Source organism: Clostridium sp. (genome assembly GCF_022482905.1).
Classification (GTDB): Bacteria; Bacillota; Clostridia; order Clostridiales; family Clostridiaceae; genus Clostridium_B.
On sequence record NZ_JAKVOI010000001.1, the window covers coordinates 60,001 to 72,891 of the forward strand.

General features: G+C 32.6%; 15 protein-coding genes. 9 read left to right on the forward strand and 6 right to left on the reverse strand.

Annotated elements, in window-relative coordinates:
• Positions 1–68 precede the first annotated feature (68 nt).
• Positions 69–968 carry a prenyltransferase gene (locus LKE46_RS00390; protein ID WP_291717388.1) on the forward strand — a complete coding sequence of 300 codons (900 nt, stop codon included), beginning with the start codon at positions 69–71 and terminating at the stop codon, positions 966–968.
• On the opposite strand, the gene ubiE is transcribed toward LKE46_RS00390, so the two are convergent.
• The 4 genes from ubiE to LKE46_RS00410 all read right to left on the reverse strand — a co-directional run bounded on the left by ubiE (position 965) and on the right by LKE46_RS00410 (position 4,610).
• A complete protein-coding gene (ubiE, locus tag LKE46_RS00395) occupies positions 965–1,702 on the reverse strand; it encodes a bifunctional demethylmenaquinone methyltransferase/2-methoxy-6-polyprenyl-1,4-benzoquinol methylase UbiE (protein WP_291717390.1) in 738 nt (245 codons plus the stop codon). The genes LKE46_RS00390 and ubiE overlap by 4 nt on opposite strands.
• Positions 1,703–1,776: 74 nt before the next feature.
• Positions 1,777–3,171, reverse strand: a complete 1,395-nt coding sequence (locus tag LKE46_RS00400) for a 4Fe-4S binding protein (protein ID WP_291717392.1) — start codon at positions 3,169–3,171, stop codon at positions 1,777–1,779.
• Positions 3,172–3,191: 20 nt separating this feature from the next.
• Complete coding sequence (locus LKE46_RS00405; protein WP_291717395.1) at positions 3,192–3,728, reverse strand: FixH family protein; 537 nt, start codon at positions 3,726–3,728, stop codon at positions 3,192–3,194.
• 36 nt (positions 3,729–3,764) lie between these two features.
• Positions 3,765–4,610 carry a polyprenyl synthetase family protein gene (locus LKE46_RS00410; RefSeq protein ID WP_291717397.1) on the reverse strand — a complete coding sequence of 282 codons (846 nt, stop codon included), beginning with the start codon at positions 4,608–4,610 and terminating at the stop codon, positions 3,765–3,767.
• 196 nt (positions 4,611–4,806) lie between these two features.
• Here LKE46_RS00410 and LKE46_RS00415 point away from each other — a divergent pair, with 196 nt between their 5' ends.
• Positions 4,807–5,346, forward strand: a complete 540-nt coding sequence (locus LKE46_RS00415; protein WP_291717399.1) for a DUF4367 domain-containing protein — start codon at positions 4,807–4,809, stop codon at positions 5,344–5,346.
• 10 nt (positions 5,347–5,356) lie between these two features.
• On the opposite strand, the gene LKE46_RS00420 is transcribed toward LKE46_RS00415, so the two are convergent.
• Together LKE46_RS00420 and LKE46_RS00425 are read right to left on the reverse strand one after the other, a co-directional pair.
• Positions 5,357–6,022 carry a DUF2812 domain-containing protein gene (locus LKE46_RS00420; protein ID WP_291717401.1) on the reverse strand — a complete coding sequence of 222 codons (666 nt, stop codon included), beginning with the start codon at positions 6,020–6,022 and terminating at the stop codon, positions 5,357–5,359.
• A gap of 15 nt (positions 6,023–6,037) precedes the next feature.
• Positions 6,038–6,349 (reverse strand): PadR family transcriptional regulator, encoded by a 312-nt coding sequence (locus LKE46_RS00425; protein ID WP_291717403.1) that lies wholly within the window; start codon positions 6,347–6,349, stop codon positions 6,038–6,040.
• A 178-nt stretch (positions 6,350–6,527) separates the two neighbouring features.
• Between LKE46_RS00425 and LKE46_RS00430 the strand changes: the two genes are divergently transcribed.
• From LKE46_RS00430 to LKE46_RS00460, 7 genes are all read left to right on the forward strand, one after another.
• Positions 6,528–7,883, forward strand: coding sequence for a glucose-6-phosphate isomerase (locus tag LKE46_RS00430; protein WP_434735185.1), 1,356 nt, complete (start codon positions 6,528–6,530; stop codon positions 7,881–7,883).
• A 72-nt stretch (positions 7,884–7,955) separates the two neighbouring features.
• Complete coding sequence (locus tag LKE46_RS00435) at positions 7,956–8,174, forward strand: hypothetical protein (protein WP_291717406.1); 219 nt, start codon at positions 7,956–7,958, stop codon at positions 8,172–8,174.
• A gap of 21 nt (positions 8,175–8,195) precedes the next feature.
• Positions 8,196–8,639, forward strand: a complete 444-nt coding sequence (locus tag LKE46_RS00440; protein WP_291717408.1) for a YaiI/YqxD family protein — start codon at positions 8,196–8,198, stop codon at positions 8,637–8,639.
• 67 nt (positions 8,640–8,706) lie between these two features.
• On the forward strand, positions 8,707–10,710 hold the full coding sequence (locus LKE46_RS00445; protein WP_291717410.1) for a triple tyrosine motif-containing protein: 2,004 nt from the start codon (positions 8,707–8,709) through the stop codon (positions 10,708–10,710).
• 51 nt (positions 10,711–10,761) lie between these two features.
• Entirely contained in the window at positions 10,762–11,445 is a 684-nt protein-coding gene (locus tag LKE46_RS00450) for a lytic transglycosylase domain-containing protein (RefSeq protein ID WP_291717412.1), read from the forward strand.
• Positions 11,446–11,491: 46 nt separating this feature from the next.
• Positions 11,492–12,220, forward strand: a complete 729-nt coding sequence (locus LKE46_RS00455; protein ID WP_291717415.1) for a pseudouridine synthase — start codon at positions 11,492–11,494, stop codon at positions 12,218–12,220.
• A gap of 273 nt (positions 12,221–12,493) precedes the next feature.
• The gene (locus LKE46_RS00460) at positions 12,494–12,793 is read left to right on the forward strand and encodes a YerC/YecD family TrpR-related protein (RefSeq protein ID WP_291717418.1); all 300 of its coding nucleotides are present in this window, start codon (positions 12,494–12,496) and stop codon (positions 12,791–12,793) included.
• The last annotated feature ends 98 nt before the right edge of the window (positions 12,794–12,891 follow it).

Sequence of the window (12,891 nt, forward strand, 5' to 3'; positions counted from 1 at the left end):
CAAAGAGACCAGCAGGCTATTTTGTCTGCTGGTCTCTGTAATAATGTTATGGAGGGGAGAAATAAGATATGAGTATCAAATCAGTTATAAAACTTATGGATGTAAAAACTCTTATTGCAGGTACAGTTCCTGTGATTTTAGGTTCAATATATTCATTGTATGCTTTTAAAAAATTTAATGTACTATATTTTGTTTTATTAATATTTGCAATTATACTAATCCAAAGTTCCACTAATATGATCAACGATTATTTTGATTTTAAGCGAGGAGCAGATAACGGGAAAAATGCCAGTGAAAAAGTCTTGATAAGCGGAGAGATGACCAGTCGTCAGGTACTTTTTATTGTAGCTGTGTATGAGCTTATAGCTCTAGCAATTGGTATTTTTATAGCAGTTCAAACAAGTTATTATATTTTGTTGGTTGCTGTTGTCGGAGGTGCCATTTCAGTTTTGTATGCTTCCGGACCTTTACCAATTTCGTATACACCTATGGGTGAGATTGTATCAGGAATAACCATGGGAATCGGTATAACTACAACGGTTATTTATATTCAGTCAAATGTAGTCACTCTAAACACAGTGCTGGTAGCAGTTCCTACTGCCTTGTTTATTGGTACTATATTACTGTCCAACAATTTAAGTGATTTAACAGAGGATGAAAAAGTTGGAAGAAAGACATTACCTATAATTATTGGAATTGAAAATGCAGAAAAACTTTGGATGATAAGTGTAATTTCCTTGATTATATTGACTTATATATTAGTTATAATGCATATTTATCCCCTTATTGTATTGATACCAGTTACTTTATTATTTCCATACAAATCAATTTATGATTTTTTATCCTATAGTAAAAATATATGCACAAAAAACAGGACGATGGGGACCATAGCAAAAATTGGGCTGAAATATCATATAGCTGTAAGTACAGGATTGGCAGTTGCAATTTTAAATTCTTTTTGGAGCTAGGTTATAGTTATATTATTTGATTTTTTAATCATAGGCTTTGTACCGTAGTGTATAGATGCTATTCCTGCGGACAAAGATTTGTAGTTAGCATCATAAAAGCCTGTGGCTTTAAACATATACCTGAGTTCAGGCTTTGTCATAAAGTTATTTACGGAGTCCCGGAGATAAGAATAAGCGTTTTTACTGCCAGTTCCAAGGTATCCAATAACAGGAAGAATATTGTTGAAATACAATCCATATATCTGCTTGAATATAGGTAGTTGAGGAGTTGACAGTTCAAGGCATACTGCTTTTCCACCTGGTTTTAAAACTCTGTAGATTTCAGATAATGCCTTTGTTTTATTTACAATATTTCTTAATCCAAAAGCAATAGTTACACAGTCAAAGCTGTGGTCACTAAAAGGAAGTGCCTGTACATCACCTTTAATCAATTTATATTTATAATCATTGATACTTTTATTAAGATGTTTATAGCCAGTGTCAAGCATGGCTTCATTAAAATCCAGGCCTATAACTTCAGCATCCTTACCAACTTTTTTGCATTCATAGTATACCATTTTACCGGTACCACAACATAAATCTAAAACTTTGCTATTGTTCTCTATATTTGAAATATCAATGGCTTTTTTTCTCCAAATACTATCAATATTAAGAGTCAGCACTGTATTTAAAATATCATACTTTTCAGCAATAGATGTAAAAATATTTTCTACATTGGATGATTCAATTTTCATATCATACCTCTCTTTTACATTTAAATAAAGACCATATTCATTGTTTATGTGAAATATGGTCTTGAAATTTCAAGTTACATACGCATTGCCATTGGAAGAGCAAATAATATAATATTTACAACTGCCAGGAATACTATTAAGATTGTATAAACAATTGAAGTTTTTAAAACATTTCTATTCTTATAAGTATGCTTTGAAATTTTGTAGATGGTGTATATTGACCCTAAAGCTCCCAAACCTATTAATATAAACTGGAGTGCCTGTATGGTTTCATTGTTTAAGATAGAAGTTGATCCATGCATTTCTACACCAAAGAGTTCCATGAAGGTGAAAATTACGGATTTACCCTCTGCAAGCAAATGAAATAAGTTATGAGCTATATGTCCGGATAAATCCAAAGGTATAATGGCGTATCCGAATCTAGTAAAGTTTTGTTTGACTGAATCTCCATTAAATTTCTTCGCAATTAATCCTGTTATAGATAATAAAACAATAGGAATCAGCATAGCAATAATAAAAGTTACAGTGAAGGTTATGTAATAACTTGTAGTACCAAGCACATTTTCAAGCTGATTTAGGATATCTTTCCATATAGCCAGCATAGTAATATTCTGGACAAATACAATACCCATAATTACAACGGCTAGAAATGCTTCTGGAAGTTTTGGCTTGCGAATAAACCATAATTCCTTGGTAGGTATACGTGGATATACTCTAATAGAATCATTGGGACAATTTTTTACACAGTTACCACAAAAATTACATTCTGCATTGGTTTCCATGACTCTTGGAAATTCAAACATTGGACATCCTGCAGCCTTTTCACCACCCTTATAACAGGCAAGTACTTTACATTTGGCACATTTTTCTGGAGTTGCTCTTAATTCCATCATGCCAACCCTTGTATAATTGCTGGATACACCTCCAAGAAAACATAAATATCTGCACCAGGTTCTGCGTTCAAAGAATGCCCCCGAGAAAATGACTCCAATAGTAATAAGCAGTAGTACAACTCCTGAACCACGTGGTGATTCAACAACACCCCACACATGATCGCTCCAGGTTATCATTATAAACATTGCATCTATAATCCATATTCCATATTTTCTTAAAAATTTAGGAACTGGTCGATTGTTGCCAACAAACTTTTGAATAATATCATTAACAAGACCAAAAGGACATATGGCACACCAGAATCTACCAAGAAGAAATAGCATAATTGGTAGTATAGGCCACCATAATACCCATGTCCCAGCTGTACCAAAGTTATCGTGGGCAATAGAAGGTCCAACTAGTAATTCATAGACAATAAAGGAAAAAACTATTAAAATCGGCCACTGGAATATACCAGGGTACCATTTACTTTTTATAAATTCTTTAAATGTCTTGTTTTTAAGTAAATTTGCATTATTTGTATTATATGAAGAATTGAAATTTTTTTCATCTTCACATTTTTTATTTTCCATCATAAGAATTATTTCCTCACTTTCTATGCTGCTGAAGCTTTTTTCTTGTTTTTTAATATTCCAGCAATAATAATAATTAAGACAACTGCTCCTAAAAACCCGCCTATGACAAACCAATTAGGTCCGGAGCTAACTACTTTTATGTCAAAGTCAGCCATTTTTTCCTGGCCTTCTGCTGTAAAATTTGTTTTAATTGTCCAATCACCCTTATCTGAAAAATTTAGAGCCCCTGTATACTCCCCTTTTTCATGTCCTTCCTTAAAGTCAACAGTCTCGGGTTCAGAATCATCCATATTCATATTATCCATATTGTCTTTTGGCATGTCAGCAGTTACTTTAACATTTGCATTTTCCAATGGCTGTCCTTTTTTATCGTAGAGTTTGATTGTCAATGTGTTGTTGCCGACGTTCACTGTATCACCACTTGATATCAAGTCAATTTTTATTCCGTCTACGTTTTTTTCAATTTTGGTTCCACTGCCATCAGCCAGTACAGCTGCGGATAATATAAGTGTAAAAAATAACGCCATGATCGAATTTTTAATTAGTTTACTTTTCATGTTTTATACCCCTCCAATAATAAATGATAGTTTGTTTTATCCTACTCTAATCTCCAATTTATTTTTAATTTCTATAGTTGGTTTATATAAGTCCAGTACATAATCCACCAAGTTAGTCAGGCTTTCAACATAATTAGAATCCTTAAGGTTTTTAATGGAATCTTTAGCATTGGATGCAAATTTGAAAGCTTCCGTTATATCTATATTTTTTATGGCTACTGGATCTTTATCAATATAGTCATCCAATATTTGATATGTAACACCTAAATTATGACCATAATTTAACAGCATATTGAACTCTTTTTCATCTGCACCAGATAAAGCAGCCCCAAGGCCACAGCATACTCCCATAAAAAATGCTGTTTTTTCTTCAACTATTTTTAGATATGTTTCACGATTTATATTTGAAATGCTTGCATTTAGTATCTCAGATGCTGACATGACTTCTGTAACTATTCCCATGGTTTCGGAAAAACCTTTGGGAAGTTTGTCTGAAAATATAAGAAAAGCTCTGGAATATAATGCATCACCAGTCAATAAGGCTATTTTATCTCCATAAACTCTATTCAGTGTTTCATGATTACGTCTTGTTGAATCCCCATCGATTATATCGTCATGTATTAGGCTTGCACTGTGGATAAGTTCAATACCAACACACAGGTGTATTAATTTTTGTTCTACACTTTCCAGCACGTGGTTGTTTACAGCCCTTGATGACAGCAAGGTTAATATTGGGCGCAGGTATTTTCCCGTACTTGAGAAAAAATATTTAAAGATGTCTCTCGTTGAATTATCGCCTATATTATTAGTAATAGTTTTTAATTCGATTTTTACTTTGTCAAGTTCCTCGGCTATTGGCAAACAGATTTTACTAAATTCCATATTGTTTTACACCCCTTTTTATATAACTTGCCTAGCTATTATATAGAATGAATTAAGTATATAAACAGCATATGAAGATATGATGAAGACAAAAAGGACTAGATAAAATTAAAAGGCATTGAAATGTAGGAGAAAAATAGAAAATTATTATATAATAAGATATATAACCCATTAAATAGGTTAGGAGTGAAATTTTATGAATAGATTAAAACACAAAAAAATAATTATTGCAGTCACATTAATATTCGTTACTTTAATAGGAACATCTGTATTTGCATTTAATATTATAAGGAATTCAACTATCCCAAATAAAGCTATGTCATCAAAAAATTTTAACAGCCGAGTAACAGATTTTAAAACTAAAGATGAAGTTAATAAAAACATAAAGGTTAAATTTAAGGAGCCTAAATATAAACATGCAAATATGAAACAAATACATGTAGAGGGACAAAGACAAAGTAGTAGTTTAGGTTCATTTGATTTAACCGTAACGACATATAAAGGAGATGATAATAAATATATAAGAATACAAGAAGCCAAGGATACAGGAAAACCGGCGGAGTTATTGGCTAATTCTAAGAAAATATCTATCAATGATATCGACGCATGGATTTATGGTGATGAAAAAGGTGACAATTATAAGCAAATTATGTTTTGGAGAGATGGGATATATTATAATGTAGCATCAGATATAGATTTAAATGAATTAATAAAAGTGGCAGAATCAATAGAATAATTAAAAAATTTTAATTATTTTTGTGCATATTATCTTGTTGCTGGGATGTAATATCACTGGATTTATACTTATAATATGATGCCTTATATATATAAAATCCGCTAAAAATAGAAAGTAAAACTGATATAAAAATTCTTAACCAATATAGGGAATAATTATTATCAACAAATGTATTTTTTATGATTAAGCATAAGAATATTACGGGAATTAATAGTAAGTACATAAAAAGCCTGCTTATATTTCCGTAATACTTTTTTAAATCTTTTTCATCAGTATAAGCATTAATTGACAATTCATTATAAGAATCTTTTTCTTTTTGTAATATTAAAATTTCTTTATTTATATCATTTGAAGTTACTAAAGGTGATTTATTACCGTGGAATTTAATTCTTAACTTTAAACGTAATATTGAAAATTGTAGTAAGTTAAAATCTTTGATATAGGATTTAATACCAAACTCAGCCAGAGTATTTCTATAATTTTGTATATAGTTAATGTCTCTATTAGCAATAAATTCTACAGAATAAATATATTTGTTCTTTTCTGTTTTGCTAAAATAATAAGTAAAACCTGTTTGAGAAATCCTTTCAAGCTTCAATCCTTTTTTAGACATATTATTTAGCCACTTTTCATGACTTTCAAATGGATCTAAAAAAAACTTTAACTTTTTAATCATAATAGTATTATCCTCCTAATTTATATATTTTTTACCGAAATCATATAACATTTTTATACGGATAAATTCGCTTGTAAGAATATTTTTACCCTTCTCTGAAAGCACATAGCAATTCCTCTTCACATATCTAGTATCAGCAGTAGAAGTTATATACCCATTTTTATCTAGAGAATTTATAATTCCATATAAAGTTCCTGGCCCTAGGTTTATTTCACCGTGGGTTTTTTCCTCTAAAAATTTTTTTATGCCATAACCATGATTTTCATACAAAAATGCAATCATAACATAAAAAGTAGACTCAGTTAATGGTCTTGATTTTTTCCCCATGACAGTTACTTCTTTCTCAGTTAAAATATAGTACGCATTACGTAGTATAATAATTATAACACTATATCTGCTGGATATCAACTTCAAATAATTGTAAAACAAACTAGTTGATTTATACAATTAAATAGTCTAAAATTTCAATTAGGGGTTAATATATATAAATTTGGAGGTAAAAGTTATGGTGAAAAAGGGTATAACTTTGGATTTAAGCAAGGCAGAACCTTATTTGGGGAAAAGTGAAATCGAAAAATTAAGGCCTTTTGTTTCAGCGGCACATAAAATGCTGAAGGAAAAAAATGGTTCAGGAAGTGATTTCCTTGGATGGATTGATCTGCCCGTAAATTACGATAGAGAAGAATTTGACAGGATAAAGAAGGCGGCGGAAAAGATAAGATCTGATTCCGATGTACTTATAGTAATAGGGATTGGTGGATCATATCTTGGATCAAGGGCAGCTATAGAAATGCTGACCCATACATTCTACAACAGCATTTCAAAAGATATAAGAAAAAGTCCAGCTGTATTTTTTGCAGGAAACAATATAAGTTCTACATATATGTCCGATTTACTGGAGGCTGTAGAGGGAAAGGATGTATCCATAAATGTAATTTCAAAATCCGGAACTACTACAGAACCTGCTATTGCCTTCAGAATTTTCAAAGAGCTTCTTGAAAAGAAATACGGCAGGGAAGATGCCAAAAAGAGGATTTATGCAACTACCGACAAAAACAAAGGGGCATTGAAGTCATTGGCTGATGCAGAGGGCTATGAAACTTTTGTAATTCCGGATGATGTAGGGGGAAGGTATTCTGTTTTGACTCCTGTTGGACTTTTACCTATAGCTGCTGCAGGAATTGATATAGATGAAATGATAAGGGGAGCTGCTGACGCAAGAGAAAAATATGATATGGATGATCTGGACAAAAATGATGCATATAGATATGCAGCGGCTAGAAATGCACTCTTTAGGAAAGGGAAGACCATTGAAATGATGGTTAACTTTGAACCTTGTCTTCATTATTTTGGAGAATGGTGGAAGCAGCTGTATGGTGAAAGCGAAGGAAAGGATAATAAAGGATTGTTTCCAGCAGCAGGTGATTTTTCTACAGATCTTCATTCCATGGGACAATATATTCAGCAGGGATTGAGAATTTTGTTTGAAACTTTTATAAATGTGGAGAGCCCACGAAAGGATGTATTTATAAAGAAAGACAGTGAAAATCTTGACGGACTTAACTTCCTTGCAGAAAAATCAATGGATTTTGTGAATAATCAGGCACTCAGAGGTACGGTACTTGCGCATAATGATGGAAATGTTCCTGCTGTAGTTTTGAACGTACCCGAGCTGACAGCATATTATTTTGGATATCTGGTTTATTTCTTTGAAAAATCCTGTGCAATAAGTGGATATTTGACTGGTATCAATCCATTTGATCAGCCTGGAGTCGAAGCCTACAAAAAGAATATGTTTGCTCTTCTTGGTAAACCGGGATATGAGGATAGAAAGGCAGAGCTGGAGGAAAGACTTAAATAGATATTTAGTTGCCCACTTCATCGTATATTTTGTAATGAAGTGGGATTATTCAATTTGAGAAAGGTGAATCTTATGAAAAGAACATTTATTAAACTTTTGATAATATATTCTATCTTGTTTTTCATTATAAATTACTTTAACACTTCGGATGTCAATACTTTGGGGATAATTAAAATAATTGTTATAGCAGTTCTGTGCGGTGCAGCACTTTCAGGTATTACCGTACTGCTTAAAATCAATTTTGTGAAACACAATAAAGAGAGGTTGAAAAACCACAATAAAAAATTTTAGTGTCTGGATGTGATACAAATTATGAAAATACTGGTGGATGCAGATGCATGTCCGGCAAAGCATATAATAGAAGAGGTGGCATCTGATAATGGTATAGCTGTCACGATGTACTGCGATATGAATCATGTTCTGGGCAGTAATTACAGTACAATAAAATATGTAGACAGCGGGTTTCAAAGTGTTGATATGGTACTTATCGGTGAAGTTGGTGCTCATGATATAGTAGTAAGCCAGGATTATGGAGTTGCGGCCATGGCATTAGGGAAGAAGGCCTATGCTGTAAGTCCCAGGGGATATATATATGATGATAAAAATATAGATAAACTATTATTTGAAAGGCATATATCTTCAAAAGTAAGGCGTAGAGGTGGAAAAACTCCCAATCCCAAAAAAAGAACGTTGGAAGATGATAAAAGGTTGGAAAAATCGCTTGAAAGGCTCATAAGTATGAAAAAAAACCTATGACATAATATGGAATTATAGTATAATTTAAAGTACGGCATATTTGTAGATTTATTTGGGGGTGATATATGTGAATGAATTGGCGATAAGTTGTGATGTTGAGAGTCCCGAAGTGGAAAGATCTCCGGTTATTATAAATATAGAAAATCAGTTTGATGATAAATTATTATACAAGTATATAATAGGATATAATGGAACGTGGAGTGTTCTCAAGGATTTTACTTATGATAGAAATGTGAAGTGGACTCCCAGAAAAGATGGCAAATATATAGTTATGGTACAGGCTAAAAGGGAGGGTGGTAAGAAAAGTTTTGATTATATATCCAGAATGAATTACATAATAGGTGATGTACAGGAGAAATTCATAAATGATATTATTCTAAATAAAGATAGATTTACGCTTGGAGACAAGTTAAAAATAGTTGTAGATACAAATAAATGTCCCCTTATGTTCAGATATTGGGTAAAAGTTCAAAATCAGTGGAGACTTGTAAAAGATTACTCGACGGAAAATACACTTACATATACAGTAAAGTGTGAAAGTAATGGTGAAATACTGGTAGAATGCAAGGATATTGATTCTGAAAGTGATTTTGATGATTTTAAAAAAATAGATTTTTGTGTAGACCCTGTAAAAAAAGTTGAAATATTGGACTTTAAATGCTTGGACAGTGAATTGATTTCAGGATCGGAGATAAGTTTTCAGGTTGTATCAAAACGTGAAGAGAATAGGACAATACTTTATAAGTTTTTTAAAATAGATTCCAATGGAAAATCAGAGTGTATCCAGAATTATTCCACAAGAAGGATAGTCAGCTATGTAGAAGAAAAAGAGGGCTCATACAAACTCTTATGTCTTGCGAAGGATATGTATTCCACAAATAATTTTGACGATAGGGCAATTCTTAATTTTAGTGTAAAAAAATACAGGGAAATAATCATAAAGAATTTCATGACAGATTTGAATTCACCCCAGCTTACAGATACGGATATCAATATAATTGCCAAGGTTACAGGTGGAAAGGAACTTGTTTACAGATATGTTATCGAGGGAAATGAAAGACATGATTCCGGATATATAAGGTCATCAAGTTATTTGTGGAACAGCAAGTCAGCAGGTGAATACAGGATAATGCTGTTTGTGAAGGACATATCCTGTGAAAAAGAATATGAAGCCTGCGAATATATGAATTTTACCATAGATGAAAAGAGCAGCGAACCTGTCAATATACAGGATGTTACATTGAACAGAAATGACAGGATATTAAAAGGTGAGATTGTAAGGGCAGTTGTTTCGGCTTCAGGCGGAACGGATTTGAAATATGCTTTTTCAATAAGAAAAGATGGGGAGAATATAGAAAATATAGATTATGGAGTAAGCAATTGGCTGGAATTTGTGCCAAAGGAAAAAGGAGAATATGAGCTGGAGGCATTTGTAAAGGATAATTATTCAGAAAGGGATTATGACTGCCATATGATTAAAACCATAAATGTATTCAACTGCATACCTGCAAATATTGACTATATAATATACCCCATTAGAGAATATTATATGGTTGGCGATGAAGTATCAATATGTATAATAGTGCAGGATACTAAAAATGTACTGGTCAAGTATGTAATGAGCATAAATGGACATGCTGTTGAGGAAACAGATTTTATAGAGGAAAAGGAATATAAATTTGTACCAAAATGCAGCGGAAGGTATGCTCTGGAAGTATTTGCAAAGAATATTAAAAGTGATGTTGAGTTTGACTGCAGGAAGCGGTTGAATATTGGGATAAGAGACACGATTCCTGTTACGGATACAAAGCTTGTCTGTGAAAAAAATAAGTTTTTGATAAATGAGCCCGTTACATTTTATGCACATAGTTCTGGAGGAAAAAATGTAGTTTATGAATTTTATATAATGGAAAAGGGGAACTGGATTCTAGTTCAGAGCTACAGCAGAAAAAGCAGTTATACTTTTATACCATTTGACAGGGATGAATATAAGGTTATGGTACTGTGCAAGGATCAATACAGCGGGGATGTCTATGAAGATTATGATATATTTACATTTAAGGCAACATAGGTTATCATAAAAGTATCTTTAAATTAACATATGATTTAGGCGGGTGAAGAAATGAACGTAGATGGTGTATCAGATAAAAATGTTGATAATGCCCAAAAATTGCTGGAATTTCAGATGATGTCTCAGATTTTAAAGACGGCATTTGGAGACTCTGACTCTTTCAATTTGATTATGGAAAGTCTGACTAAAGCTATAAGCGATAGTGATGGCAATATAGATTTATCCAAGTTCAATCTGGGAGAGGAAGACTTGAGCAAGCTTGGATATGGCGGCGGACAAAGACTGAACAACGTTTATGCATCAGTAAAAAACGATATAAGCAGTGGCAATATGAGCATAGATGAAGCAGTGGAAAAGGCATCCAGAAAGTATGGAGTGGATAAAAATCTTATAATGGCGGTTATCAAGCAGGAATCAGACTTCAACACCAATGCCCAGTCCTCTGCAGGTGCAATGGGACTTATGCAGCTCATGCCTGGAACTGCAAGAGAGCTTGGAGTGGATAATGCATATAATGCAGAGCAGAATGTAGATGGAGGCACAAAATATTTGAAAGAGCTGCTGAATATGTATGGGAATTCTAAAGAAATGGCATTGGCTGCCTACAATGCAGGCTCTGGTACATTGGAGTCCAGGGGAGTAGACAACATATCAGGCATTTCAAAGCTGCCCTATGAAACTAGAGATTATGTTCAAAAGGTTATAGGATATTATAATAATAATAAAACAGTCTGATGGACTGTTTTATTTTGTATACTAATATATTTAATGGAGGTTGTACATGGAGAGACTGGATAAGATTTTATCAAATTTGGGATATGGGACTAGAAAACAAGTTAAAGCACTGGTAAAGGAGGGACATATAAAAATAGACGGTGTTTCTGTACGTGATAGTTCCATCAAAGTTGATACGGATAATAATAAAATAGAGATTGATGACAGAATTGTTGATTATAAGAAGCATGTCTATATTATGATGAATAAACCTGATGGAGTAGTATCGGCGACTTATGATAATTATGATGAAACTGTCATAGATCTTTTAGAAGCTGAACACAGGGCTTTTGATCCATTCCCCGTGGGAAGACTTGATAAGGATACAGTTGGACTTCTTCTTATAACTGATGATGGCGAAATAAATCATAGGATGATATCTCCCAAATGGCATATTGACAAGGTGTATTATGCTGAAATAGATAAAATTTTGACTGACAGTGATATTGAAGAGTTTGAAAAAGGTATAGTTCTTGATGACGGATATAAGTGCATGCCGGCCAAACTGGAAATTATAAAGGCGGATAAGGATGGATCCATGGCAAATGTAACTGTACAGGAAGGAAAATTTCATCAGGTAAAGAGGATGTTTGAATCATTGGAGAAGAATGTAGTATATTTGAAAAGAATAAAATTTGGACCGCTGCAATTGGATGACAATTTAAAAGAAGGGAGCTATAGAGAATTATTTGAATTTGAGTTAGAAAGCATTAAAAATAGTTTAAATATGAATTGATTACGGGCATATTAATATAAAATTTACAAATGTTCTTTAGAAATAACTTGATATTTTTGAATCGTTTTACTATAATAATGGTGCAAAGGTAAATAAAAGGAATAAATAGCCCCCTTTTTATTTATGAGCAAACAGCCTATGCCCCAATGGGCTGTTTTTTACTTTGTAGATAATTGTCTGCAGGATTAAATTACATTTATGCTATAGATTAATGCTTTAATACGTGATAAAATTAAAATAGTACAACTTAAAAGAATTTAAGGGGTTGAGACTATGGAAGAGTACAAATCCAAATTGAAAAGTGATGAAATGGATTATCTGTGTGAAGCTGTACTTTGTCTTGAAACCAGGGAAGAATGCTATAGATTTTTTGATGACATATGTACCATAAATGAAATAAAATCCTTGGAACAGCGACTACAGGTGGCAAAGATGCTGAAAAACAAGAAAACATATTTGGATATAGCGTCAGAAACGGGTGCAAGTACTGCTACGATAAGCAGGGTGAACAGATGTTTGAACTATGGAAGTGACGGATATAAAATAGTTTTGGATAGATTAAAAGATAAATAGATATATAGGAAATGTGCCGGTTCAGCACATTTTTTATTTTTATATGATTAAATTTTTAAGTAAGATGATATAATATAAAAGATAAAGAGTTGTTACTT

Excerpts from the sequence above, each read along its gene's own strand:
- LKE46_RS00425 (WP_291717403.1), bottom strand. The coding sequence starts at position 6,349 with ATGGGGAAAAAATCAAGACCATTAACTGAGTCTACTTTTTATGTTATG.
- LKE46_RS00430 (WP_434735185.1), top strand. The coding sequence starts at position 6,528 with ATGGTGAAAAAGGGTATAACTTTGGATTTAAGCAAGGCAGAACCTTAT.
- LKE46_RS00435 (WP_291717406.1), top strand. The coding sequence starts at position 7,956 with ATGAAAAGAACATTTATTAAACTTTTGATAATATATTCTATCTTGTTT.
- LKE46_RS00410 (WP_291717397.1), bottom strand. The coding sequence starts at position 4,610 with ATGGAATTTAGTAAAATCTGTTTGCCAATAGCCGAGGAACTTGACAAA.
- LKE46_RS00390 (WP_291717388.1), top strand. The coding sequence starts at position 69 with ATGAGTATCAAATCAGTTATAAAACTTATGGATGTAAAAACTCTTATT.
- LKE46_RS00400 (WP_291717392.1), bottom strand. The coding sequence starts at position 3,171 with ATGATGGAAAATAAAAAATGTGAAGATGAAAAAAATTTCAATTCTTCA.
- LKE46_RS00450 (WP_291717412.1), top strand. The coding sequence starts at position 10,762 with ATGAACGTAGATGGTGTATCAGATAAAAATGTTGATAATGCCCAAAAA.
- LKE46_RS00440 (WP_291717408.1), top strand. The coding sequence starts at position 8,196 with ATGAAAATACTGGTGGATGCAGATGCATGTCCGGCAAAGCATATAATA.
- LKE46_RS00405 (WP_291717395.1), bottom strand. The coding sequence starts at position 3,728 with ATGAAAAGTAAACTAATTAAAAATTCGATCATGGCGTTATTTTTTACA.
- LKE46_RS00420 (WP_291717401.1), bottom strand. The coding sequence starts at position 6,022 with ATGATTAAAAAGTTAAAGTTTTTTTTAGATCCATTTGAAAGTCATGAA.
- ubiE (WP_291717390.1), bottom strand. The coding sequence starts at position 1,702 with ATGAAAATTGAATCATCCAATGTAGAAAATATTTTTACATCTATTGCT.
- LKE46_RS00460 (WP_291717418.1), top strand. The coding sequence starts at position 12,494 with ATGGAAGAGTACAAATCCAAATTGAAAAGTGATGAAATGGATTATCTG.
- LKE46_RS00415 (WP_291717399.1), top strand. The coding sequence starts at position 4,807 with ATGAATAGATTAAAACACAAAAAAATAATTATTGCAGTCACATTAATA.
- LKE46_RS00455 (WP_291717415.1), top strand. The coding sequence starts at position 11,492 with ATGGAGAGACTGGATAAGATTTTATCAAATTTGGGATATGGGACTAGA.